This is a genomic window from Paenibacillus glycanilyticus (assembly GCF_023715145.1).
Classification (GTDB): domain Bacteria; phylum Bacillota; class Bacilli; order Paenibacillales; family Paenibacillaceae; genus Pristimantibacillus; species Pristimantibacillus glycanilyticus_A.
Map to the genome: position 1 here is coordinate 358,355 of NZ_JAMBNP010000005.1, position 25,680 is coordinate 384,034.

General features: G+C 50.7%; 20 protein-coding genes. 15 read left to right on the forward strand and 5 right to left on the reverse strand.

The features are described from left to right. Position 1 precedes the first annotated feature (1 nt). The 7 genes from M3194_RS16685 (at position 2) to M3194_RS16715 (ending at position 12,711) form a co-directional block, all read left to right on the forward strand. Entirely contained in the window at positions 2 to 1,198 is a 1,197-nt protein-coding gene (locus tag M3194_RS16685) for an aminotransferase class I/II-fold pyridoxal phosphate-dependent enzyme (RefSeq protein ID WP_251655202.1), read from the forward strand. Between the two features lie 478 nt (positions 1,199 to 1,676). Further along, entirely contained in the window at positions 1,677 to 2,534 is an 858-nt protein-coding gene (locus M3194_RS16690) for a 5'-3' exonuclease (protein ID WP_251655203.1), read from the forward strand. A 285-nt stretch (positions 2,535 to 2,819) separates the two neighbouring features. After that, positions 2,820 to 10,499: an S-layer homology domain-containing protein gene (locus tag M3194_RS16695; RefSeq protein WP_251655204.1), complete on the forward strand. Its 7,680-nt coding sequence runs from the start codon at positions 2,820 to 2,822 to the stop codon at positions 10,497 to 10,499. A gap of 159 nt (positions 10,500 to 10,658) precedes the next feature. Next, positions 10,659 to 11,132 carry a GNAT family N-acetyltransferase gene (locus M3194_RS16700; RefSeq protein WP_251655205.1) on the forward strand — a complete coding sequence of 158 codons (474 nt, stop codon included), beginning with the start codon at positions 10,659 to 10,661 and terminating at the stop codon, positions 11,130 to 11,132. Then, entirely contained in the window at positions 11,129 to 11,647 is a 519-nt protein-coding gene (locus M3194_RS16705) for a phage tail protein (protein ID WP_251655206.1), read from the forward strand. Before M3194_RS16700 ends, M3194_RS16705 begins: the two co-directional genes overlap by 4 nt. A gap of 23 nt (positions 11,648 to 11,670) precedes the next feature. Beyond that, the gene (locus tag M3194_RS16710) at positions 11,671 to 12,168 is read left to right on the forward strand and encodes a phage tail protein (protein WP_251655207.1); all 498 of its coding nucleotides are present in this window, start codon (positions 11,671 to 11,673) and stop codon (positions 12,166 to 12,168) included. A gap of 18 nt (positions 12,169 to 12,186) precedes the next feature. Beyond that, entirely contained in the window at positions 12,187 to 12,711 is a 525-nt protein-coding gene (locus tag M3194_RS16715) for a phage tail protein (protein ID WP_251655208.1), read from the forward strand. 47 nt (positions 12,712 to 12,758) lie between these two features. On the opposite strand, the gene M3194_RS16720 is transcribed toward M3194_RS16715, so the two are convergent. Together M3194_RS16720 and M3194_RS16725 are read right to left on the reverse strand one after the other, a co-directional pair. Beyond that, positions 12,759 to 13,031, reverse strand: coding sequence for a hypothetical protein (locus tag M3194_RS16720; RefSeq protein WP_251655209.1), 273 nt, complete (start codon positions 13,029 to 13,031; stop codon positions 12,759 to 12,761). A gap of 58 nt (positions 13,032 to 13,089) precedes the next feature. Next, positions 13,090 to 13,386 carry a DUF3055 domain-containing protein gene (locus M3194_RS16725; RefSeq protein WP_251655210.1) on the reverse strand — a complete coding sequence of 99 codons (297 nt, stop codon included), beginning with the start codon at positions 13,384 to 13,386 and terminating at the stop codon, positions 13,090 to 13,092. 200 nt (positions 13,387 to 13,586) lie between these two features. On the opposite strand from M3194_RS16725, the gene M3194_RS16730 reads away from it, so the two are divergent. Then, positions 13,587 to 14,570 carry an HRDC domain-containing protein gene (locus M3194_RS16730; protein ID WP_251655211.1) on the forward strand — a complete coding sequence of 328 codons (984 nt, stop codon included), beginning with the start codon at positions 13,587 to 13,589 and terminating at the stop codon, positions 14,568 to 14,570. A gap of 30 nt (positions 14,571 to 14,600) precedes the next feature. On the opposite strand, the gene M3194_RS16735 is transcribed toward M3194_RS16730, so the two are convergent. Further along, a complete protein-coding gene (locus M3194_RS16735; RefSeq protein ID WP_251655212.1) occupies positions 14,601 to 15,575 on the reverse strand; it encodes a zinc dependent phospholipase C family protein in 975 nt (324 codons plus the stop codon). A gap of 168 nt (positions 15,576 to 15,743) precedes the next feature. On the opposite strand from M3194_RS16735, the gene M3194_RS16740 reads away from it, so the two are divergent. The 6 genes from M3194_RS16740 to M3194_RS16765 all read left to right on the forward strand — a co-directional run bounded on the left by M3194_RS16740 (position 15,744) and on the right by M3194_RS16765 (position 21,968). Beyond that, positions 15,744 to 16,205 (forward strand): chemotaxis protein CheX, encoded by a 462-nt coding sequence (locus M3194_RS16740; protein ID WP_251655213.1) that lies wholly within the window; start codon positions 15,744 to 15,746, stop codon positions 16,203 to 16,205. A 105-nt stretch (positions 16,206 to 16,310) separates the two neighbouring features. After that, the gene (locus M3194_RS16745; protein WP_251655214.1) at positions 16,311 to 17,084 is read left to right on the forward strand and encodes an SDR family NAD(P)-dependent oxidoreductase; all 774 of its coding nucleotides are present in this window, start codon (positions 16,311 to 16,313) and stop codon (positions 17,082 to 17,084) included. A gap of 24 nt (positions 17,085 to 17,108) precedes the next feature. Continuing rightward, a complete protein-coding gene (locus M3194_RS16750; RefSeq protein WP_251655215.1) occupies positions 17,109 to 18,530 on the forward strand; it encodes a DEAD/DEAH box helicase in 1,422 nt (473 codons plus the stop codon). A 116-nt stretch (positions 18,531 to 18,646) separates the two neighbouring features. Next, a complete protein-coding gene (locus M3194_RS16755; RefSeq protein ID WP_251655216.1) occupies positions 18,647 to 19,843 on the forward strand; it encodes an S-layer homology domain-containing protein in 1,197 nt (398 codons plus the stop codon). 122 nt (positions 19,844 to 19,965) lie between these two features. Next, complete coding sequence (locus M3194_RS16760) at positions 19,966 to 20,718, forward strand: ABC transporter ATP-binding protein (protein WP_251655217.1); 753 nt, start codon at positions 19,966 to 19,968, stop codon at positions 20,716 to 20,718. Continuing rightward, complete coding sequence (locus M3194_RS16765; protein WP_251655218.1) at positions 20,715 to 21,968, forward strand: ABC transporter permease; 1,254 nt, start codon at positions 20,715 to 20,717, stop codon at positions 21,966 to 21,968. The genes M3194_RS16760 and M3194_RS16765 overlap by 4 nt, the downstream gene beginning before the upstream one ends. 48 nt (positions 21,969 to 22,016) lie before the next feature. Here the strand turns inward: M3194_RS16765 and M3194_RS16770 are convergent, their stop codons facing one another. Further along, positions 22,017 to 23,312, reverse strand: a complete 1,296-nt coding sequence (locus tag M3194_RS16770; RefSeq protein WP_251655219.1) for an aminotransferase class I/II-fold pyridoxal phosphate-dependent enzyme — start codon at positions 23,310 to 23,312, stop codon at positions 22,017 to 22,019. 436 nt (positions 23,313 to 23,748) lie between these two features. On the opposite strand from M3194_RS16770, the gene M3194_RS16775 reads away from it, so the two are divergent. Next, the gene (locus tag M3194_RS16775) at positions 23,749 to 24,534 is read left to right on the forward strand and encodes a helix-turn-helix domain-containing protein (RefSeq protein WP_251655220.1); all 786 of its coding nucleotides are present in this window, start codon (positions 23,749 to 23,751) and stop codon (positions 24,532 to 24,534) included. A gap of 246 nt (positions 24,535 to 24,780) precedes the next feature. Here M3194_RS16775 and asd read toward each other — a convergent pair whose 3' ends face one another. Next, positions 24,781 to 25,569: an archaetidylserine decarboxylase gene (asd, locus tag M3194_RS16780; RefSeq protein WP_251655221.1), complete on the reverse strand. Its 789-nt coding sequence runs from the start codon at positions 25,567 to 25,569 to the stop codon at positions 24,781 to 24,783. Positions 25,570 to 25,680: the final 111 nt, after the last annotated feature.

The following is a 25,680-nucleotide window of genomic DNA, read 5'->3' on the forward strand; positions in this document are numbered from 1 at the left end:
AATGAGCAAACAATGGCGTTCTGAACGTTTGTCGCAGCTTGGCTCGTCCATCTTCGCGGAGGTTGCGGAGTGGAGATCCGAAGCGGCCGGCAAGGGCCGGGATATTATCAATCTGAGCATCGGCAGTCCGGACAAGCCTCCAACCGAAGCGGTAAGGAAAGCATTAAGCGAAGCCGCGCTCCGTACGGACATGTACGCTTATCCGGGCACGCATGGAAGCGGAAGCTTCCGCCGTCAGGCGGCCGCCTGGATGGAGCACCGGTTCGGGGTAAAGCTGGATCCGGACAAGGAGCTTGTATCTCTGATGGGCTCGCAGGACGGATTGTCCCACTTGGCGATGTCGCTTTGCAATCCGGGTGATGTGGTCATTGTGCCTAATCCCGGTTATCCGATTTATACGGCGGCGCTGGCTTTGGCAGGCGTTGAGCCGTATTTGCTGCCGCTGAAGGAAGAGAATCACTTCCTTCCGGATTTGGATGCGGTGCCGGAAGAAGTGTGGCAGCGCGCGAAATTTATTTTGCTTAACTATCCCGGCAATCCTGTATCCGCTGTTGCCGATCTGGCCTTCTTCGAGCGGCTTCTTGCCAAAGCAAAGCAATATGAAGTACTGGTTGTGCATGACGCGGCGTATTCGGAAATGGCCTTCGAAGGCCATGAGCCGCCAAGCATCTTGGCGGTACCCGGTGCTCTGGACGGAGCGGTAGAGTTCCATTCCTTGTCCAAAAGCTTTAACATGGCCGGCTGCCGAATTGGCTTCCTTGCAGGCAACCGGGAAGCGGTCGGCGCTCTTCGCGAGCTGAAGGAAAACATCGATTACGGCGTGTTTGGCGCCGTGCAGGAAGCTGGCGTTGTCGCGCTGCAGGAAGCCATGTCTGCTTCTGCGCCGCCAAAAGCCGGCGTATTATATGAACAGCGGCGAGATTCCTTCATCGAAGCGCTGGCCGCAGCGGGATGGGTTGTCGAGAAGCCCAAGGCGACGATGTTCATCTGGGCGAAGCTGCCGAAGCGCGGCGACGGCACAACATGGACATCTCGCGAGTTCGCCCGCTCGCTGCTCGATCAGACGGGAGTTGTGGTTATTCCCGGGGAAGCGTTTGGCAGCGAAGGCGAAGGATTCGTGCGGATTGCTTTGGTCGAAGACGAAGCAAGGCTGCTTGAAGCCACTGGTAGAATCGGGGAGTTTTTGAATCGCGGATGATGCGAGGGCACTCGGCAAACCAATACTCATCCGACCGCTGGAGTTCTTTGATATGTCATCACTCGTGAACTGAACGATGATTTTTCATAAGTTGTCATCACTCGGGAATGGAGTGATGGCATACGGCCCAAGCCCGTACAGGGTTTGGGGTTCATCTTCATGCAAAGTCAGCGGCATGGCTTTGTTGGCTGGTGAGCGGTGAGCGGAGTAAGGGAATGTTCTTGAGAAGCGGAGCGCTCGCCTTTGTGTCCGGATTCGGACCATTGGCCGAATTGTTCAAGGAATCCGGACACAACAGCGATCGAAAGAATATTCCCTTACGCAGCGAGAACAGCCACTCCCCTCTAGCGTGAACATCCCCTTGCGCAGCGATCCAAGCGACCCATGCCAAGCCAAGTCAATGCCAGCTTTTGCATTACAATGAACACCAAATCTACTGTACAATAGAATCATATTATTTGTAGAGGATGGCCTCCTAATGAACGAAAATAAAATTCTTATCGTAGACGGAATGGCGCTGCTGTTCCGGGCGTATTTTGCGCAGCAATACAGTGCCAGGCGACTGGCTGACGGCACGCCGACAAACGCGATTTACGGGTTCATGCAATACCTGTTTGATGCGGTGAACCAATTCCAGCCAACCCATGTAGCTTGCTGCTGGGATATGGGAAGCAAGACGTTCCGCACGGAGATGTATTCCAATTATAAAGCAAACCGGCCGGAAGCCCCGGACGATTTGATCCCGCAATTTTCGCTTGTAAAAGATATTGTAGCCGCTCTTGGCATTCCGAACATTGGTATTGAAGGTTACGAAGCCGACGATTGTATCGGGACCGTCTCGAAGCAGCTTAGCCAGATGGCGCATGTGTACATCCTGACAGGCGACCAGGATATGCTTCAGCTGGTAGAAGAACGCATTCACGTTGTCATTATGAAAAAAGGCAGAGGCAATTATGCGGTCTATGATCTGGATTTCCTTAAAGAAGATAAAGGCGTCCATCCTTTCCAAATTATCGAGATGAAGGGATTAACCGGTGACACAAGCGATAACTATCCGGGTGTTAAAGGGATCGGCGAGAAAACAGCCCTAAAGCTTCTTCAAGAGTTTGAATCGATCGACGGCATTTTAGGCAATCTGGACTCTCTGTCCAAAAGCATTAAGGCAAAGATTGAGGCAGATCTCGATATGCTGCATCTGTCCCGCACCCTTGCACGGATTAATATTGAAGTACCGGTAGCATGCAGCTTGGAAGAATGCGTATGGAGCGTTCCGGCCGAAGCCGAAATCGTTTTTGAAAAATATCGTTTGGCCTCATTATTAAAAATAATCGTTTAACATGAAGGCAGCTGTGCCAAGCACAGCTGTCTTTATTTTTTACCAAAAAATACTAAGTTTTCGTCTTGGAGACAGGAAACTGGAAGGAAATGTCGAACTGGTAGTCAGGACCTATTTTCGCTAAAAATAAGCAACCTCTCATGTTAGCATTGCCCTTTGGTGATAACAGGGCAGCAGTGCGGCTTGAGAGGGTTTTTGGCGCGAAATCCGGCGGACATGCGAGCATTAAAAGGGAGACGAACGGTACGGGGTCAAGGGTCATCTGAACAACTAAGGAGGCGGATTATGAAAGGTGTTTTACGAAAAATAGGGATGGCGGTTATGTCAGTGCTGCTGGCATTGATCGTATTCAGACTGCTGCCCGCGCAAACGGGTTATGCGGCAGCTCTGGCCCCCATTCCGGCAAGCGTGGATTATTTCCACGATAATTCCGGTTATTATTTTAATGGGGATGATTCCGTAGGTCCTGGATATAACTGGATTGGAACTTATTTTGATTCCGCGTATGGCAACTCTGTAACGGTTATGCAATTTGATCTGAGTTCTATACCAGTCAACGACACCGTATCGAGTGCAATACTAAAGCTGTATGTGCCGTATATAGACTACGACCATACAGACATAACCCCACTATTTGTAAATGTCTACGGGTCTAATGACGACGTTGTATCGGAATCTTCGCAAAAGATCCCCACCAAAGACGTTACCATTATTAATGGACAGACCGGCATTGCGCAAAATCAGTTTTTGTTGCTTGATCTTACTTCCTATATTAAAACCCAGGCTACGGGTGACAGAAAAGCAACCCTTGTGCTGACAAGCAAGGACACGCCGGGAAAAAGCAATCAGTTCGCGATTAATTCCAACAATGCGCCTTCCAATAAACCAGCGCTGGAAGTGACCACCGCAACAAACGCAAAAGTACTGTCGGTGGCTGCTCCGCCGAATGGAACATACACAGCCGGACAAAGCCTGGACTTTACGGTGAATTTTGACCGAATCGTCAACGTAACGGGGTCGCCTTCCATCTCTCTGACGATTGGTTCGACCGTTGTACAGGCAACCTATGCATCAGGTACCGGCACTACCGCTATTACCTTCCGCTACACGGTAACAAGCGGACAGCTTGATGCGGATGGCGTATCCTTAGGAGGCTCGATCAGCCTCAATGGCGGCACCATTAAAAATGCCAGTAATGAAGACAGTATTCTTACCCTCAATAATATTGGCTCTTTAACCAATGTAAAAGTTGACGCCGCAGCTCCAACGGTAGCCTCAGTAGGTGTGCCGGCTAACGCGACTTACGGCAGCGGGCAAAGCCTCGCATTTACGGTCAATTTCAATGAACCCGTAAACGTAGCGGGGGGAGCGCCTAGCCTTGGCCTTACTATCGGTTCAACAAACGTACAAGCCAATTATTCAAGCGGTTCGGGAACAAGCTCGCTTGCTTTCCGTTACGATTTGCAAGACGGGCAATCGGATGCCGACGGAATTACTTTAAATACGCTGGCCCTCAATGGAGCCACCATTAAAGATCCGGCTGGCAATGCGGCAACTTTGACTCTCAACAGTGTTGGCAGCACGGCAGGCGTAAAAGTAGATGCCGTGGCGCCAACCGTCAGTTCGGTAGATCTGCCTGCTGGCGGTTCGTATAAGACGGGCGATCAGCTTAACTTCACGGTCCGTTACGCCGAGAACGTAAATGTAGCGGGCAGTCCTTATTTGCCGGTTATAATCGGTACATCTTCGAAGCCAGCAATCTATGTATCCGGATCGGGAACCCAAAATCTTTCTTTCCGCTACACGATCCAAGCGGGCGATCTTGATACCGACGGGGTTCAGCCAGGGGCAAATCTGGTGTTGAACGGGGGAACCGTTCGGGATGCGGCAAACAATAACGCAAATCTCGCTCTCTCCGGCATCAGCGCCAATATCGTATGGATAGACGCGATTGCCCCAACAGTCAGCAGTGTAACCGTGCCTGCTAATAAAACTTATCTCGCCGGGCAAGATCTCGAATTCACGGTTCAGTACGATGAGCTGGTAGCGGTAACGGGAACGCCTTATTTGCCGTTAACGATCGGCAGCAAGACCGTTCAAGCAGCCTATGTATCCGGATCGGGAACGCAAAACCTTCTTTTCCGCTACACCGTTCAAGCTGGGGATCTTGATGCCGACGGAATTGCCGTTGCGTCCGGCTTGAACTTAAACGGCGGTACCGTAAGAGACGCCGCCACGAATGTTGCGAATCTAGCTTTAAACCATGTAGGCAGTACGGCTGCGGTGTTGGTGGACGCGACAGCCCCAACCGTTAGCAGCGTTGATGTGCCAATGAGCCAGACCTACGGGCCAGAGGCTAATCTGGACTTTAGGGTTCATTTTAGCAAAAAGGTGGTCATTGCGGGCGGAACACCCTCAATTCCTCTAACGATTGGCTCCTCCACGGTGCAGGCACAATATTTGTCCGGAACGGGTACGGATACGATTGTATTCAGCTACGCCGTGCAAGCTGGCGACAATGATAATAACGGCATTGAAGTAGGAAGCTCTATTTCTTTGAATGGCAGTACGATAAAGGATGAATCGGATAATAATGCCGTTTTGACCTTGGCTGGCGTTGGCGGTACGACAGCCGTCCTGGTTGATACGGCTGCACCGGCGGTTACGAGCGTAGCTATACCTGCGGATAACAGCTACAAATCAGGTGCCACTCTGGAATTTATTGTCCATTATTCGGAGAACGTTGAGGTTACCGGAACGCCAACCTTGCCAATCGCCATTGGTTCTTCCTCGGTTCAAGCCGAATATGTATCCGGAACGGGGACTAGCGCTCTTTTATTCCGGTATACGGTGCTGAGCGGGCAAGAAGATCAGGATGGCATCGAGGTTGGCAGTGCGCTGGCACTTAGCGGAGGAACGTTAAAGGATGCGGCAGGCAATGCGGCAAACTTGACCTTGAATGGTGTTGGCGATACCAGCCAAGTACTGGTCGATGCCGTGGCACCTTCCGTTGCAAGTATCGATGTGCCTGCGGCGGGCTTTTACAAATCGGGCAGCAGCTTAAACCTTACGATTCACTATGATGAAAAAGTGACTGTATCCGGGACGCCTTATATCACGATAACGATCGGAAGCGCTGCGGTTCATGCCGTTTATGCTTCCGGATCAGGCACTAAGGATATTACGTTTACTTATTCCGTTCAGACGGGAGACGAGGACACAGACGGCATTGAATTAGATGCGGTTGTTTTAAACGGCGGATCGCTAAACGATGCAGCGGGCAATACGGCTAGCTTATCGCTTACCGCTGCGGGAAGCACCAACGGGGTTTTGGTCGATACGGCGGCCCCAACTGTTGCCAATGTAGAGGTACCGGATTCCGGTATTTACAAAGCAGGGGACATGCTGAGGTTTACCGTTCATTATAAGGAAAAGGTTACGGTAACCGGCGGAACGCCTTTCTTGCCTCTAACGATTGGCTCAGCATCCTTCCATGCCGTTTATGTGTCTGGTTCGGGCACGGACTCTCTCCTGTTCGAGTATGAAGTGCAAGCAGGAGATAATGACGCGGACGGCATTGAAGCAGGCAGCTCTCTTGATTTAAACGGAGCTATTCTTCAGGATGCGGCAGGCAACGCGGCTGTTCTGACCTTAACAGCAGGGGGGACTGGCGGAGTGAAGGTGGATACCGCATCTCCTGCCGTCAACAGCGTTCAAGTGCCTGGCAACGGTTATTACAATGAAGGTTCGACTTTAAGCTTTACGGTTCACTACAGTGAACAAGTAACGGTTACCGGGTCGCCAACCCTTCCTATTACGATTGGTTCTTCTGCCGTTCAAGCGGCATATGCAACGGGAACGGGTACGGATTCTTTAGTGTTCAGCTATACCGTTCTATCGGGCCAGTTGGATTTGGACGGGATCTCTATAGGCAGCTCCCTGAACTTGAACAGCGGGGCTGTGAAAGATACGGCAGGAAATGGAGCAGGTCTGACGCTGGTTTCCGTAGGCAGCACAAGCGGTGTCCTCGTGGATGCAATTGCTCCTGCAATTGAACTAGTAGACCTGCCTGCGGATGATACGTATGTTGCAGGAGAACAGCTGGACTTCACGCTTCATTATGACGAGGCGATTGCCGTTACCGGAACGCCATCCATTTCGATTACTCTTGGCTCGACTGCTGTACAAGCCCAATACGTCTCAGGTACGGGAACAAAAGCGTTGCTGTTCCGCTACGCCGTGCAAAACGGTGACATGGATGCAAATGGCATCGAAGTTGGAGCCCTGAATCTGAACGGCGGAACACTGAAGGATGCAACAGGCAACAACGCGGCTGCCGTTCTTACCGGCCTGGGCAGCACGGCTGCGGTGAAAGTAGACGCGGTGTCCCCGGCTGCAACAAGTATTGATGTACCTGCTGACGCTACGTACAAAGCAGGAGAAGCCTTAACCTTCGCGGTTCATTACGACGAAGCGGTTAACGTAACCGGCGGAACGCCATATTTATCAATAACAATTGGTTCCGCTCCAGTCCAGGCCTTGTACGTGTCGGGCACCGGAACCAATGAATTGGTATTCCGCTATATGGTGGCGGCAGGACAGGAGGATACCGACGGTATCGAGATAAGCAGCTCGGTAAATCTGAATGGCGCTGCCATTAATGATGCCGCTGGGAATGCGGCTGGTCTTGCTCTAACTGGCGCAGGCAACATTAGCGCAGTGCGAGTGGATGCAAACGTACCGAAGGTTACCAGCGTTAGTGTCCCGGTGAGCGGAATATATAAAGAAGGAGACCAGCTGGATTTCACGGTTAACTTCAATGAGAATGTAACGGTTAGCGGGGGAACGCCGTTTTTGACCATTACGATCGGTACAACTGAAGTACAAGCCCAATATGCGTGGGGTACGGGGACCAACGCTTTGCAGTTCCGTTACACCGTGCAAGCCCGGGACCTTGATGCCGATGGCATCACGCTAGGCAGTGCAATTGGACTGGGCGGAAGCGCGATGAAGGACGCAGCCGGCAATGCGGCGGATCTAACGCTGATTTCGGCAGGAAGCACAAGCTTTGTCTTCATCGATGCAATTGCTCCATCGATTGACCATGTAGACTTACCGGCAGATGATACCTATGTTGCAGGAGACCAGCTGGACTTCACGCTTCATTATGACGAGGCGGTAGCCGTTACCGGAACGCCATCCATTTCGATCACTCTTGGTTCGACTGCTGTACAAGCTCAGTATGTTTCGGGATCGGGAACAAAGGAGCTGCTGTTCCGTTACACGGTTCAAACGGGTGATAACGATTTGAACGGCATTGAAGTAGGAGCCCTAAATCTCAACGGTGGAAAACTGAAGGATGCAACGGGCAATAACGCGGCAAGCGTCCTTAGCGGCTTAGGCAGCACCGCTTCGGTGAAGGTAGATGCCGTTGCGCCAACCATCACCCAGGTGGGTGTTCCAGCAAGCGGATCTTACAAAGCAGGAGCAAATCTGCCATTCATTATTCGTTACAGCGAAAGCGTGAATGTAACCGGAGGAACGCCAAAACTGGACGTAACCCTTGACGGGAAAACGGTTCAAGCGGAGTATGTATCAGGCTCGGGCACCAGTGCGCTCGTATACCGCTATGAAGTACAAGCAGGCGATACGGATTCGGATGGCATAGAGCTGGCGGCAGGCATCTCCTTGAATGGCGCTGCAATAGCTGACCAGGCAGGCAATGCGGCCGTTCTTACTCTTGCGGGTACAGGCGATACAGGCGGTGTATGGATTGACACAACAGCGCCGGTTGTAAGCCTGGTCAGCGTTCCTGTTGACGGAACGTATCATGCGGGGGCTGATCTGGTTTTTCTTGTTCAAATTAGTGAACCTGTTACTCTTGATGTAACAAACGGAACTCCTTACATTCAAGTACAAATCGGATCTTCCGTTGTGAAGGCTGAATACCTTGGAAATGCATCATCAAGCGTGCTTAAGTTCCTTTACACGGTACGTCTGGAAGACCAAGATTCGGATGGGATCAGCATTGATTCCGGCGCATTGGCCCTTAACGGGGCGGTTATCAAGGATGCTGCGGGCAACGTTCTCCTTGCAACGCTTGATAATATCGCTCCTACTCAGAACGTCAAAGTAAGCAACAACTTCTCCATTACACTAAGCGAGACAGGCTGGACGAAAAACGATGTAACGGTGACGGTCTCAACCGACCCGGGCAACACGGTTGAGTATAAGCTTGGCGACGCTGGAACATGGACAAGCTATACCGCTCCTGTCGTTATAGCTCAGGAAGGACTGACGACTTTTAGTGCGAGAGTTATCGATCCTGCGAATCATACAAGCGAAGTCAAGTCCGTTGAAGTAAAGGTTGATAAGACGGCTCCGGTGATCGTGCTTAATGGCAATGATACGGTTAATGTCTACATCGGGAATACCTATACGGAGCAAGGAGCCAAGGTTCAGGATGCGAATCCAGCAGCTCCTACGGCAACTGTTACAGGAACGGTCGATACCGCAACGACTGGTACGTACACCCTGCATTATAACGCGGTCGATCTCGCAGGCAATCAAGCCGTAGAAGTCATACGTACGGTTAAAGTAGTTAATAAGCCAGTCAGCAACACGAATGTGCGCCAAGTAACGGTTGAAATTGGCGACCCGGATCACCCGCAAGTAGTCGTTCAAATTGATATTGTTCGGGAAGTTATCGGCGGCAAGAAAGTGGATATCGTTATTATGAACGAGGACAAGATCAAACAAGCGGTTGAAAGCGCCATTGGAGCACATCAAGGAGAAGTAAGAATTATTGTGGATGATATTCCGGGCGATCCTGCAGATCTGGTGAAAGTGAAGCTGACGGTCAATTCCATCAAATATCTGCTCGACAGCTCGATTCAGGTCGAGATTCAAACGGAAAACGCAACGCTTCATCTGTCGACCGAGGCATTGGGTGCAATGAAAGGCAGCCAGGAATTCTTCTTTGATATCGTGCCGATTCGGAAGAAGGATGAGCAGGATGCGGTAAAAGACAGGACGGTTAACGCTGAAGCTATCCGCAAAATCGTGAAATCCGGTCATGTAAGCATCATAGGCATGCCAATGAAGATTGAGACGAATATTCCAAAAGTGGCGGTTCAAGTTACTTTCCCGCTTGATTCCAGCGTAATTCCAAGCGATTTGAATCAAAGAAAGCTGTTCCTCGCCAGCCTTGGCGTATATATCGAGCACTCGGATGGCGACAAGGTATTCCAGCGCGGTAAAATTGTCTATAACGACAAAGGTTATCCGGTTGGCATCCAAATAGAAGTGAACAAGTTCAGTACGTTTACGGTTGTTTCCGCAGAAGGGGCAGGCGTTCACCATGACGCGTATATGACGGGTTATTCCGATGGCACCTTCCGTCCTAATCAGTCTGTGACAAGAGCGGAAATGAGCACGATGCTGTATCGTCTTTTATCCGGAACTCTTCCGGGCAAAGGCTCCGTTACCGCCTTTAAAGACGTATCCAGTACCTTCTGGGCTTCCGAAGCAATCCGGTGGGGTCAGCAGGTTGGTATTCTGAACGGTTATCCGGATCATAGCTTTAAGCCTAACGCGACGATTACGCGTGCGGAAATGTCGGCGATTATTGCCAAATGGCTGCAGCTGGATCCTGCTGCTGCCAATCCGGCGTTCCGCGATGTGAAAGGGCACTGGGCTTCCGTCCAGATTGCTGCTGTAGCAAAGCTGGGCTACATGACCGGCTATTCCGACGGCACGTTCCGTCCTGACCAGCCATTAACGCGTGCCGAAGCCGTTGTCATTATTAACCGTATTCTTGACCGCGGCCCGTTGACCGGCGTAACAACGGCTTCCTGGAAGGATGTACCGATTTCGTTCTGGGCCTTCGGAGCTATCGAAGAAGCATCAAGATCCCACGATGCGGCAAGAGATTCCAACGGGAAAGAAGCTTATATTCCGGAATAAATCCATCATTTTATCCGTCCCTGCCCCGTATAGAGCAGGGACGTTTTTTTGATTTCATTTATATTTTTATACATTAATTGACAATATCTAGCTTTTCTATCTATAGTAGAATTGCACTGCTTTTTTTCTAATTTTTACTATTTAAAACATGGGGGTGCGATGCTGGCATTAGAATTTGCTTGTCCAGAAGACGCTGGTTTTTTGTTTGAGGTTTATGCCGATACAAGGCGCGAAGAGATGGAAGCGTGGGGATGGCCCGCAGAGGAGACAAATGCCTTTCTGCGCATGCAGTTCGAGCTTCAGGCCAGGTCCTATAGGATGCAGTTTCCGGAATCCGTTACTCAGGTCATTATCCATGAAGGGAATAGGGTTGGACGGTTGATAGTGTCCGCCAATGATTCTATTCATCTCATTGATATTTCTTTGCTGACTGCTTACCGGAACAAAGGAATAGGGACAGCGGTTATAACAAGCTTGCAGCAAGGAGCGGGACTACCGATTAAGCTAAGCGTACTGGAGCATAATCCGGCAAAGCGGTTGTACGAAAGACTTGGCTTCAAGGCTATAGGAGAGGCATCTCTGTATATCTCTATGTCCTGGCAGCCAAATATGAGAGAGGGGAAACGATTATGAGCGAGCAATATCTTGGAGAAATTCGCATGTTCGGCGGCAATTTTGCCCCGGAAGGCTGGGCTTTCTGCAATGGACAGCTATTGTCTATCAGCCAAAATGATGCATTATACACCCTGCTTGGCACAACTTATGGCGGGGACGGCGTGAATACCTTCGCGCTCCCGGATCTTCAGGGAAGGTTACCCGTACATACGGGACGCAGCAGTGCGTCAGGCAAAACGTATACGCTTGGCGAAAAAGCGGGTTCGGAGTCCGTCACGCTGATTATGAATCAGCTTCCTGCTCATTCTCATGCAGCTTATAGCTCAAGCCTTGCAGGAACAACCAGCAGTCCCGAGAATGCGTTCTGGGCTGCCAGTGATAAAAGTCTTTATTCCGATGCAGCCTCTAACGCTACGTTAAATGCTGCAGCTATTGGAGTAACCGGGGGCAGTCAGCCCCATGACAACATGATGCCTTATACAGCTATTTCGTTTATTATTTCGCTGACCGGCGTCTATCCGTCTCAATCCTAGTCAAAGAACAAGGAGGAAATATAATGTCAGAACCATTTCTTGGTGAAGTAAGACAATTTCCGTTTAACTTTGCACCAAAAGGCTGGGCATCATGCAACGGCCAGCTGCTGTCCATTGCGCAGAATCAAGCTTTATTCTCGATTTTGGGTACAACCTATGGCGGTAACGGCACTACGAATTTTGCCCTTCCTAACCTGATGGGCCGGGTTCCCGTTCATGCCGGACAAGGCGTTGCGTTAGGGCAAACGGCGGGGGAGGAATCCCATACGCTGACGATCAACGAGATTCCTCAACATAATCATTTGGCTAAAGCAGGCTCGGATGCAGCGGGTTCGGGTCCTGACGGGAAGACCTGGGGCACCTCGACCAGCATTACGCCATTTGCTTCGCAGTCCAATACGATCATGTCTCCAAATGCTATTGCGCCTGCTGGCGGGAGCCAGCCGCATAGCAATATGCAGCCATATTTGGTCATCAATTTCTGTATTGCAATACAAGGAATATACCCGTCCAGAGATTAGGAGAGAGGGCTGAAGAATATGTATCCATATATCGGCGAAATTCGGATGTTTACAGGTAATTTTGCACCAAGAGGCTGGGCGCTCTGTAATGGACAAATTTTGCCCATCTCCCAAAACACGGCTTTGTTTTCATTGCTTGGCACAACGTACGGAGGAGATGGCCGTGTGACCTTTGCTTTGCCGAATCTTCAAGGACGCGCGCCTATGCATTGGGGGCAAGGACCGGGACTTACGCCTAGAGATTTAGGCGAGACGAGCGGAGAAGCAAGTGTAACCCTGCTCCAAACCGAAATTCCCTCGCACAACCATCTGGCAAATGCGCAAACCGTTTCTAACAAAACGGATGCACAAAATGACATTTGGGCCATGTCTGGCGCACCCGGCAGGGGTGGAATCCAATATTATTCGGATAAAACGGATGTTACTCTCAATCCGATGGCGGTTGGTTTAACGGGCGGCTCTCAGCCTCATAACAATACGCAGCCTTTCCAGTCACTTAATTTCATCATCTCGCTTGAAGGTGTTTTTCCTCCACGGTCTTAATGACAAAACCCCGGCCAATCCAATGGGCCGGGGTTTTGTTCATTTAATTATGGTTCATCCATTGCGTCAGGGAGAGCGCCGTAATCATCGTCACCCGGATAATCTCGTCCCAGATCCTCGTGCAGGGAGCGGTTCTCGTAGCCGTATGGCTTGGAAGAACGCTGATCGATACGCCACGGGCCGCTTTTTCCAGTTGGCCCCGTAATGCTTGAGCCGTAGGAACCGTCCGGAAATTCCTCATGCGAGAGATCATTCCGTTGCGATTCCACCGTTGATAAATCCGTATATTCTCTGCGGTCTTCATTGCTAAACCGATCCATCCGATATCTCCTCCTGAAATGGCGTAAGTTTGCTTTTGCCCTCTCAGTGTACCCCTGATTAATCGGTAAAATTCACCGTTCCTACTACAAAATATAAAAATTGGGCAAGCTCGGCGGCTTCTTCCTCTGACAGCTTAAATGTGTATTCCAGGTAACCTTCCTCTTCCAGGTCATCAGGTCCAATAATGGCGGTACGTCCGGCTTGAAGGTCGGTAATCAGCTTCTTGCCGTAGAACCTTGCCGTCGTCATGACAGCAAGATCAAATCGTTTCATGCTGGGCGTAATGAAGGTCACAAATCGGGTCGATGTATCTTCGGTGGTATCGGACATAAAATCATAATCAGGCAGCAGCATCGTAAAGCCTCCACTATTCGTTTCCACACATTATACAATAAGAAAACGCTTGTAAGAAAGGGACGGTTATGATAGCATTAAAACTAATCGAATGAACGGACGTGAGGAAGCACCTCTCTTGCATATTGCAGGAGGGGTGCTTTTTTTTTGCGTCTTTTTATTCGCGTGATTACCTAATTTGATAAAGGAGTGAAGCGTGTATGCAAATCGTTTTTTTGAACACATTCGAAAAGCCTGCAGAAGACGGCACCATTGTTACGGGGAAGTTATCCATCTGTGAGAGAGACGGAATATGGGCTGTCTTATGGTCGGAGGGAGCGGATGAGGCGGTCAGCTGGTTTGAAGGCACCTCCTGGGAGGAGATGCTGATCGGATTCCGTCATGGCGTGGCGGTGAAGATGGGAGAGGGCTACACGCCCGTTGTAGACGGTATGCTGGAGGAAAAACGCGGCGGAGCGGGCAGCCTGCTGTCCATGCTGCAGTGCTACGGCGAGCTTCACGCAAAGCAGGAGCTGTTCGAAGCGCTTCGGGAATGGCGGCGCAAAAGGGCCGTATCGGAGAAACGCTCGGCTTACCTGATCGCAACCAACCGGATGTTATGGATGATCAGCGCTTTTGTCCCGTACACGACGGAGGAATTGCTGCAAATTCCGGGCTGGGGCGAGCAGAAGCATGCTGCCTATGGACAGGAGCTGCTCGAAATTACCGTACAGCACAACCGGGAGACCGGCTTCCCTCTCAAATGGGTGGCCGAGAAGCTGGAGCCTTCTGCTTATACACAATGGATGTATAAGCAGAAGGAAACGCGATACAAGAATGATATGATCAGGCAGCAGCAGAAGAAGCGGATATTGAGCTTTGTGTTGGATGGCGGTTCGATGGATCAGCTGCAGTCGGAGCTGGAGCTGCCCCGCAGGGAGATTATGGACCGGATCGAGCAGCTTGAGACGGAGGGCTACGACTTTGAACCGCTGATCGCCAGAGAGCTGGCCGATATGCCGGATTCGGAGCGAGAATTGATCTGGGAGACGTTCACCCAGGCTGGAGACCGCTATTTGAAGCCTGTGCTGCAGCGTGTATATGGGGAAGACAGCGTGAAGGAAAAACAAATGGATGTGCTGTACGAACGGCTCCGCCTTGTTCGCCTCCACTACCGCAAATCGGCGAAACAGCAAGCAATGTAATCCGATTGAATAAGCAAAGGAAGCACCCTGTCAGGGTGCTTCCTTTATGCCTCCGTCTGGCCAGACAGGTTCCGCGTACCGGATTATTGCGCCGGAATCACAAGGCAACCCGGTTTCGTAGGACAGATTGCCAATCCGCTCCGCCGCTGATTCACGCAGCTTGGAATCGTCATTGCCGCTTCTCAAATAAGCAAGGACGGCTGGAATGACAACCAGCGCATCCTCCATTGCCCGGTCCCAAAGTGTCCAGGCCGTCTCATTACGGATAATCGTTTTGTCCGAAGGATCAATCCAGGGATGGCCGGTTTCATTTAATACATCGTAAGGAACGTTCTTCCGAAAGACAAAAGGCTCGATCTGGCCGAAGGTCACGGATCGCTTGATAGCGGCAGGATCATGGAACAGCCGCTGAGCCCGGATCATATCCCGAATTGCCTCCTTCCAATCTTCCCTGCGAATTGCAGGCGCGAACTCGGAGTAGAAGCTCTCCGTGATCGTCTGGAAAGCCTGAACGACAGCCTCCGGCAGCCTTTCTCTCACATCGATTCTGCGCCAGACCGGTGTCTTCCAGGTTTCAATCCCCCATAACCGCCTCGCAACCAAAGTATCCATCATCACCTCATAACGCTGATGATCCCATTTGCGGAAGCCGGATCTGCTGAATACTAGCGGATGCATATGCCGGTCTAGCACATGATGGAGAACAAAACCAAGCGAATAGACAATGGCAGGATCGGGATGCTCCGCATCTGCCGAGCGTCCGAGAACCGAATCCAACAGCTTCATGATGACGGGGCCGCATTCCCGGTTATGCATTTCGGTGCCAAGCTGGAGCATAGGCGATTTGCCCTGCCAAGGCAGAAAGCGATGATAGAACAGGAAATCGGGTCCCTGACACCCCATATTGAATAGCCGTCGATCGGATTCAGAGGAAATCAGCCCGGATTCCTGCAGGTGATCAAGTACTTTTTGGCCAAAAATAAGATGGGTCCACACGTTGGGCATGGAAGAAAACCTCCGGATATTGTCAAAATTAGTATGATAAAGTGACCATTTACATAGGACTTAAGTTTCATTAATGAGAATATTAGTATACTTGTCCTACATATTTCAGTATAATGGAAAACAGAATAGACTACGTGCGAATTTTGTCGAAAAGGAGCGTTCCCGCTAATGAAGGCAGAATACATTAATCCGTTTCTTGAAGCCGCAACGATCGTTATTGAACAGGTGATCCAAATTCGGCCTTCCACCGGAAAGCTGGGCCTAAAGAAAATCGAATTGGTAGAAAATCATATTTGGATTCAAATTGGGATTAACGGGCAAATGAATGGCGATATTGTATTCGGGCTGAGTGAGCAGGTGGCTCTGAAGATGGTCTCTGCCATGATGGGCGGATTTATGATCTCCGAGATAGATGAGATCGGCCGCAGCGCAATATCGGAGCTTGGTAATATGATTAGCGGTAACGCGAGTACCATGCTGTACAATCAGGGCGTTCATATAGATATTACGCCTCCAAGAATTATTCAGTCGGCAAGCGCTGAAGGCTTATCTGCCGGACAGGCATTATCCGTGCCGCTAATTATGGACGGCATCGGTGAATTTGATATTCAGGTCCTAGTCGCATCGTAACATAGAAGCAGGCTCCTTCGGGAGCTTTTTTTTTTTGCTAATCCATGACTGATCAAGTACACTGAAGAGATAGAGAATGAGAGATGCGGATGCAGGTGATGATGAGTGTTAAAGGGTAAAATTATCCTTATTTCCGGAGCTTCCAGCGGGATAGGGGCGGTCACGGCAAAGCAGCTCGCAAAGCTTGGAGCGGTCCCGATTCTAACCGGACGCAATCTGGAGCGGCTGCGCAAGCACGCGGCCGGCATCGGAGCCGCTTGTCCGATGTACCAGATGGATGTGACGGATATGAAGCAGGTCCAGCAGACCGTAGATGCCATTATCGCAAAGTACGGCAGAATCGATGTTCTGCTCAACAATGCGGGCTTTGGCAAATTCGAAACCTTTCTGGAAGCAAAGGTAGAGAGCTTCGAGCAGATGATGGATACCAACTATATGGGGGTTGTCCGTTGCACCAAGGCCGTCTTGCCTTACATGCTGAAGCAGGGAAGCGGACATATTGTTAATATCGCTTCCATGGCGGGTAAGATCGGCTCCTCGAAGTCTACCGGCTATTCGGCAACCAAGCATGCGGTGCTTGGCTTTACCAATTCGCTGCGCATGGAGCTCAGAGGTACAGGAATTATGATATCGGCCGTTAATCCGGGCCCGATCCGTACCGAATTCTTTGATGTTGCCGATCCTTCGGGCACCTACGTGAAGAACGTCAATTGGTTTATGATGAAGCCCGAGTATGTGGCAGGTCAAATCATTAAAGTTATCGAACGCCGCAAAGCCGAGGTGGATCTGCCAAAGACCGCGGCTGTCGGCATTAAGCTGTATCAGCTGTTCCCGCGAATCGCCGACCGCGTATTCGGCGGCTGGTTTAATCGAAAATAGCGGTGAAATAAGAGAGGAACGTATATGAGTCAGAAAACATGGAATGAACTAGGCGTTACAAATGCACTAAGCGAAAAGCTTGAGTCGAATAACATAAAGGTACCTTCGGCCATTCAGGCTGACGCGATCCCGACTTTATTGGAAGGACGGGATGTATCTGCACGCTCGCAGACGGGCTCCGGCAAAACGCTTGCGTATTTGCTGCCGATGCTGCAGCAGCTGAATGCATCCTCTGGTGCCATTCAAGCGATTATTCTGGCGCCGACACAAGAGCTTGCCATGCAAATTGTGCGTGTGGCGGACAGTTATGCAGAGCCGCTTGGACTACGCGTTCAGCAGCTGATTGGCGGTGCGGCCATGAAGCGCCAGATCGAGAAGCTGAAGCTGCGTCCGCAGATCGTGATTGGTACACCTGGGCGTATACACGAGCTGCTTAAGCTGCGCAAGCTGAAGCTGAGTGAGGTTCGTCATATCGTTATTGATGAAGCGGATCAGGTATTTGAGCTGGGTTCAACACGCGAAGTAGAAACGATTTTGTTTGCCATGAGCCAAGAACGCCAGATGGCGTTCTTCTCCGCGACCTATCCCGATGTCATGTCTCGCTTTGAGAAACGCTGGATGAAGGATCCCGTTCGCATTCAAATTGCGCCGGAGCAGCGGGTGTCGGAGACGATCAATAACTTTTATGTCGTATGCGATAAACGGGACAAGCCGGATGTCGCAAGACGAATTGTCCGCATGCTGAAGCCCGAATCGGTGCTTCTGTTCCTGAACATAACCGAGAATATTGCGAACTGGGAAGCAAAGCTGAGTTATGAGGGCTTTACCGTTGAGACCTTGTACGGGGATTCGGATAAACAGCGCCGTGCTGCCACGCTGCAAAGGTTCCGTGAAGGAAAAATCCAGCTTCTTCTGGCGACGGATGTAGCAGCCAGAGGTCTCGATATTGAAGGTCTGCCGCTCGTGATTAATCTGGAGCCGCCAATTGACGCGGATCACTACGTTCACCGTGCCGGCCGTACCGGACGAATGGGCCGGACAGGGACCGTTGTGTCGCTTATTACACCGCAAGAGCGGTTCATCATGGACAAATTCCGCAAGTCGCTTCATATCGAGCTGCCCGAGAAGGCGATGTACAAGGGTGATTTTGTTGCGCCAAGCGAGCTGCCTGAAAAGGTAACGTCGCGGCCGGCTCCACGCAGAGCTGCCGAGCAGCAGGAAGCAAGCTCCCGTTCATTCGCGGCACCGCAGAACAGCAAAGAGTGGGAAGCGCTTCTGAAGGAACCAAAAAAGCCGAAGAAAGAAAATGCAGCGAAGCCTGAGGGCGCTGCCCCGGCGCCACGACCGAAGCAGCCTGCGACCAAGCAGGAACGGCTTCGCGACAAGAAAGACAAGGGCGCTCCGAAATGGCTGAAGGCCAAACGCGAGAATAAGGAAAACCAATAAAAAGAATTTTTTTTATAAGCCACCCTCCCAAAACTTTAGACCTTCGACGAAACGTATAGGCGAAGGTACAAACGGAACATATTTCCGTAAACAAGTTTAAGGGAGAGTGGCTTTTTATGACGAAGCGTACGGTATGGAAAAAAACGGTGATTTCATCGCTTGCAGTTATGATGCTTGCTGGTGGTGCATCCTCGGCATTCGCAAACGGTGACGGCGGAAGAAAAGGCGACGATCGTGACGACAAGAAGCAAGAAAAAGAAGTAAAAGTGAACTGGAAATTCAAAGATGAAGACGATATGAAATGGGCGATGGAATATATTATGCGCCTTGCATCGAAGGGCGTATTTACAGGTTATGAGGACGGTACGTTCAAACCGCACCAAAAAATTTCCCGTATCGAGACACTTGTTGCGGCTGTTCGCCTGATGGGCCTTCGCGAACAAGCGGAATCCACGGAAGAAATGAGCACGAAGCTTAACTTCAAGGATGCAGACCTGCTCGCGAAAAAATATCCTTGGGCAGTTGGTTATGTGGCAGTAGCGGTTGAGAACGATCTGTTCTCCGAAACGGAAACTGCGGTAAATCCGCAGGCAAATGCAACTCGTCTGTGGGCGGCAACGATTCTCGTTAAAGCGCTTAAATTGGAAGATGAGGCGAAGGCTCTCAATAATACACAACTGGACTTCAAGGATGCGAAGAACATTCCTGCAGGTTCTGTCGGTTATGTTGCGCTTGCTATCAAGAAAGGCATTATTACAGGTTACAACGATAATACATTCCGTCCGAACCAGCCGGTATCCCGTGCAGAGCTTGCAGCCCTGCTTGACCGCACAGATTCCGAAATTCCGGATAACGATGGACAAGCCATTACAGGCAAGCTGAAAGCCGTGGCTTCGAACGGTCAAATCACGATTACGCAATCAAACGGTACGGACTTGACGCTTGGCCTGGACTCCAGTGTCTTTATTTTCAGAGACGACAAGAAAGTAGCGGTTAGCGCGCTGAAAGCCGGCGATGAGCTTCTTGTCCGCACTTATCAAAACAAAGTGGTATTTATCGAAGTTACGAAAAAAGTAGTCGACGAATCCAAAGTATTTGACGTAACGGGCAAAATTAACACGATCACTTATAATTCAAACGGCAAGCTGTCCACGATCTCCATCTCGAAGCCAGATGGCAATCAAACGACAGTAACGATCTATAACGTTGCGGACAACGTTCTTATTGCCGGCGACCGCGATGATCTCGTAATGGGTCATGAAGTCAGAGTTCAAGGCAAAGATGGCGTTATTGCAGGAATCACTATTATTTAATAGAAGCAAAGTGGCAGGCATTCTCTTCCGGGTGGAAGGGATGCCTGTTTTTTTTGATATTAACGCCGTAATTCGGTATGCTGGTAAGAGATTGTTTATCTTGTAACTGTAGGTGACGGAACATGAGTGAACCCATTTTGCAGGTTGCCGGTTTGACCGGCGGTTACAGCCCGCGTCGTCCCGTGCTTCATGACGTGACGTTCGAGGTTCGGGCTGGAGAAATGGTAGGGTTAATAGGTTTGAACGGTGCGGGCAAAAGCACAACAATCAAGCATGTGCTGGGCCTAATGAAGCCCCATCAGGGGCAGGTGAAAGTAGACGGCGTTACGCTTGAGGACAATGCGGAGCGGTACCGGTCTGCTTTTGCCTATGTGCCGGAAACGCCGGTGCTGTTCGATGAGCTGACGGTAGAAGAGCATTTGCGCTTGACGGGAATGGCTTATAATGTGGCGGAGAAGGAGTTCGGAGAGCGGCAGGAGCAATTGCTCGATGAATTTCAAATGGCGGCCAAACGCAAGGCCTTTGCTTCTCATCTGTCCAAGGGCATGAAGCAGAAGGTTATGATTATGAACGCACTGCTCTCAGAGCCGCCGCTGTATATGATTGATGAACCTTTCCTCGGGTTGGATCCGCTTGGTATCCGTTCTCTGCTGGAACGGCTTGTCGAGGTGAAGAAGCGGGGGTCAGCGATCCTGATGAGCTCTCATATCCTGTCGACGGTGGAAGCTTATTGTGACCGGTTTATTATTTTGCATCAAGGCCGGGTGGCCGCATACGGCACACTGGAAGAGGTATGCCAGGCAGCCGGAATAGAAGCGCGGGGCGGGGCGCTGGAGGATGCCTTCTATAAGCTTGTAACAGAGGGAAGCCAATGAGCGGAGCAGATCGATCCCTAGAGTTTCTATGGCTGAAGAGGTCAAGCGAATTCCGCAAAGAAGTGACCCCTTACTTCGGGTATATGGCACAGAGCGGATTTCCGTTGTTTGTCTCGTTTATTGTTCTGTCTTCGGCGTTTGGTTACATCAAGTTAATCCGGGATTTGCCTAGCGGCTTTCCGATCGCGCTTGTTGGTACCGTTGCGCTGCTCCTCGTTCTTGGCTGGAGTCCGCTTCGATCCTGGTTAATGATGCCGGATCTTGTCTTTCATATGCCTCGGGAGGCGGAGATGGGGAGCTATATGCGAAGATCCTTCCGGCGCTCCGTCATGATGACTTCCTTGCTGGTTATAGCTGTCCTGCTGCTGTACTGGCCGATTTACCGGCAAGGCGAGGGGGAAGCGGGCTTTTGGACTATCCTTGTGTTCGCAGCCATTATGAGGGCAACAAACCTGTGGGGAGCATGGAAGGAACGGAGAATGGCGTGGTCCGGTGTCCGCCGGCTGCTCCGGCTCATGCGGTGGGCAGCAAACGCTCTGGCGCTGGCGGTATTGCTGACAAGCGCAGTTTGGCAGTCGGCTTTGTTCCTGCTGCTCCTTATGGGCTTGTTTAAGTTGCTGTACCGTCTGCCGGACAAGCATTCCTTCCCGTGGGAGCGGTTAATTGAAGAAGAATCCCGTACCCGGAGAAGCTACTATTTATTTTTCGGCTTATTTATTGATGTTCCAACGCTGCCTTCCCGTACGGCTTCCAGGGCTTACCTCGCATGGATTCTCAAATACATTCCGAACCGGCACCGCCTGACTTACGTGTATCTGTATGCGGCATCGCTCGTCCGGACCGAGATTGGCGGAATCGTGCTGAGGCTCACCGTGTTATTTGCGCTCATCGTGTATTGGTTTGCGGAAGACGGCTGGTTGTCAGGCTGGGGAGCCGCCGGGGCATATATTATCCTGCTGCAGCTCGTCGCCGTACAGCTTGGGGGATTAAGGCATGCGCATCGTTACACCGTATGGCGGCATGTCTATCCGCTGCCCGATGCGGAGCGGACGAGCAGTCTTCTCCTTGTAGACCGTTGGTCGCTGGCGGCTGCCGCGTTATTGATGTGGCTCCCGGCTGTCGTTATGCTGCTGGTTCAAGGTCTGATTATTCCGGCATTGTTTGTGCTACTAGCTGCTTATGCGCAAATATGGTTTGTCCGGCCAGGCCGTTTGCGCCACAAGCTGGCGGAGGATGCCGAAGAAGAGTAATAGAACGCACAAAAAAAGCTGTCCTCTGCAAGGACAGCTTTTTCTAATTTAACCGATCAGCTCGGTAACGGCTTTGTAGATGGTATCAAACAGCTCTTCAAGGTTAGGCTCCTCGATGCAGGAGAACGCAACGCGCAGATCGGTCTCGCCAAGCGCAATCGTTCCGATTCCGTATTCGTCGAGAAGACGGGTGCGCACTTCTTCTGCCGATACGCCTTTGAGCTTCAGGCACATGAAGTAGCCGGAGTTAAATGGATAGTAGCTCCATACGTCGCCGTAACGTCCGCTGTCGAGCAGCGATTTTACTTTGTTGGCGCGTTGCTTCATGACATCGTATTTCTCCGCCTTTTGCTCATCGAACTCAGGCGATTGCAACGCGCGCAGAACGAAGGTTTGCGAAGGATGCGGACCGCTCGAGATCGTCGCGCGGATAATGCCCGTTGTTTTTTGCTCAAGTGCGGCAAGCGTTTTATCGGAAGGGTTAGCGTACGTAATAAAGCCGACGCGGAAGCCCCATACATATTCTTCTTTTGTAGCGCCGTCTACTTTAACAGCGAGTACGCGCGGATGCAGATCGGCAAGCTTGCCGAACAGCGATTCATGCAGGGAATCTTCAAAGAACAAGCCGAAGTAAGCATCATCGGTTACCGCAACAACATTAATGCCCGCTTCTGCCGCATCGCGGATAGCCGCAACGATTTCTTCGCCTTCCTGAGGACCCGGCGAGTAGCCCGTAGGGTTATTCGGGAAGTTAAGGATGACAATGGCTTTGCCTTTGTCCTTTTGCTTGAGCAGAGCTTCTCGCAGACCGGCACTGTTGAAGCGGTTTTGCTCATTGTAGAGCGGATATTCAACGATCTCCGCACCACGGCGGATGTTGAATGTCAATTCGTAGTTCTCCCAGTTCTTGTTCGGGATGATGACAGCATCGCCAGCATCGGCGAACAAGTCGGCAACAATACTCAAACCGTGTGTCAATGCATTCGTAGCGACAGGGTTGCTGAAATTTTTGCCTTCCAGAGACGGGTTTTCCTTAATCATTTTGGTGCGCCATGCGGAACGCAGCTCCTGCTTGCCTGCTGGAGGAGCGTATTCATATATATCTTTTGGTTCATAAGAAGACAACGTGTCTTGAATAACCTTAAGGTGCATGGGCTGACCATTTTCAATTGCTATGCCGATCGTGGCGTTAAACTTCTTGGCCTTGGCCTTTGCTTCTGCGGATTGGCTGAGTATGCCTTCTTTCGGGAAATAGATCGCTTTTCCTAAAGCGGACAACATGTCGTAGACGTTCGGACTTTCGGCTTCGAGCGTCTCATTCAACTGCTGAGCAAGTGGGTTCATGGACTTCATTCCATCCTTCCGGGAAATCAATTCGTCATTTAACGCTTATCGGGTGCTATTATAACATTTTTTTAATATTTCAAACCATCTCAAAATGCAAATTTTTTTGTCTTTTGTGCAAACGAGCTTCTAAACACGCTTGCGTGGAAGATTCCGGCTGTTGTATGATGTCGGCATAAACGCCATTTTTCGACGAAAAGCTTTGCGAAGTTATGTGAATAGATAAAGATAAAAAGATTTATTATGCTTACGAAGTACGTTTGCTTCATAACCAAGTATGGACTTGGTTTAGGGAAATAATCGTTTCAGCTTACGATGCACGTTTGATCCTGCAGAGGAAAGCTCAGCATAATGAATCATACGTTAGATTACGCTTACGAAGTTAGATTGTTTAATAACCAACTACGTTATTAAACAATCTTTTAGGAGGAAACCCATGCTGCACTTATCTCCGGATTCGTACATTAAATTACCGCCTATTGCCAAGATCGTATGTGAACCTAACTGGAAATGGCAGCGGCGGGAAAAGCCAATGGCGAACTATGATTTATTTTATGTATGGAGCGGCGAAGGGGAAGTGGAAGTTAACGGCACGACGTATCCGGTCGGGAAAGGAAGCTGCTTTCTGTTCCGGCCGGGTGATTACACGAGTGCGACCCATAACCCGCAGAAGCCCCTTGTATTGACTTATATCCATTTTGACGTACGTGAGCCGGCGCAGCTTGTGCCGCAGCGTTACCGGAAGCTGACGGATACGGTTGATTTCGAATATTTGCTTTCCCGTTATGTTCGGCTGTTCCTCGTTGAGACTTACGCGGCAGAGGAAGAGGCGCTGCTTGTGCTCAAGCAGCTGATGATTCATCTGCTGCGGGGGGACCGGGAGCTGCCGATTGAGCGGAAAGGAAGCAACCAGCTGACGGAAGCGATTCATGAGGTAGCGAATTTCGTGAAGCAGCATCCAAGCGTGGCTCACCGGGTTGAGGATTTGGCGATGCGAGCGCAGCTGTCTCCAAGGTATTTTTCCGTGAAGTTTAAAGAGATGATCGGAATGTCGGTGCAGTCGTATATGATCCGGACGCGGATTGAACGGGCGCAGCATCTGCTCATGCATGAAGGGATGAACGTCACGGAGGTCGCGGATGCGCTTGGCTACCGGGATATCTTCTTCTTCAGCAGACAGTTCAAGCAGTATACCGGGCGCAGCCCGTCCGAAATCCGTTAACAACAAAAGGCGCCGCGGGGTATCCCGCAGCGCCTTTCAATTATTATCAGCCATTCGAGCAATAAATGGCCGTCATTCGGCCCTCCAAAAATAAGTTGATGTGGGTACTGTGCGATTGAAGCGTTAAATGTTTCTGTAGAAACGGAGTGTTCGCTTTTGCTAGGGGATTCCAATCCGCTAGGATTGTTCAAAGGAATCCCCTAGCAATGGCGATCGGAAGAACATTTAATGCGTAGTGAGCATGCACTACCCTTCAATCAACTTCCCCAGCATCTCACCCATACGAACCTTTAATCCCGGAGCAAGATCCTGCCTAGGGATAAAGGTGTCGTCCTCCATCAGCAGGACGACGGTTGAGCCGAATTCGAAAAAGGCGAGCTCGTCGCCTTTTACGGCCTTTTCGCGAATTGGCTCCACGTAGCGGATACTGCTCACATTCATGGCGCCAACCTTGACGACGGCCGTCTCTCCTCCGGCATGCTTAATGTAGGTGATAAGTCTTTCATTCCGGCTGAGAACCCGGCGCATGCGGCGGAGGCCAAAATCGTTAACCGGGTATACCTTGCCCGGAACATGCTCGCGCTCCACAATCCGTCCGTCAACCGGCGTATGTATGCGGTGATAATCGGTTGGACTTAAGTATAAGACGATGTAATACCCATCGCGGTAATGATCCGTCCGGGGAGACCGGTTAAGCAGCTCCTCGATCGTATAATCCTGCCCTTTTACATTCACAATGGTTCCGGCTTTAATGGGACCCGCTCCCGTAATTAAAGCATCAACCGGACTTATAAGTGCCGTCGTATCTTCATGTATAATCCGGGAGCCCGGCTTCAGGCGCCTCGTGAAAAATTCATTTAGCGTGCTGTATGCATGCAGCGGCTTTTCCGCTTCCTCGACTTGAATATTGTACATGCTGGCGAATCTCGGAATCCATCCGCGGCTTGCTTTCGACTGTGCGAAGCGGCCGGTCAGCCTGGATATCCATTTGCGCGAACTAAGCTCCGTCATGGCTTGGAACAACCATCCCATCATGCCCGCACCTTCACGTCCTTTCCTTGCATCTTGCCTTATCATTTGTTCTCCGAACAGTGTGACACAACCTGCCTTACAAATCAATAGCGTAGGCGTCCGCGCAACCTTGTG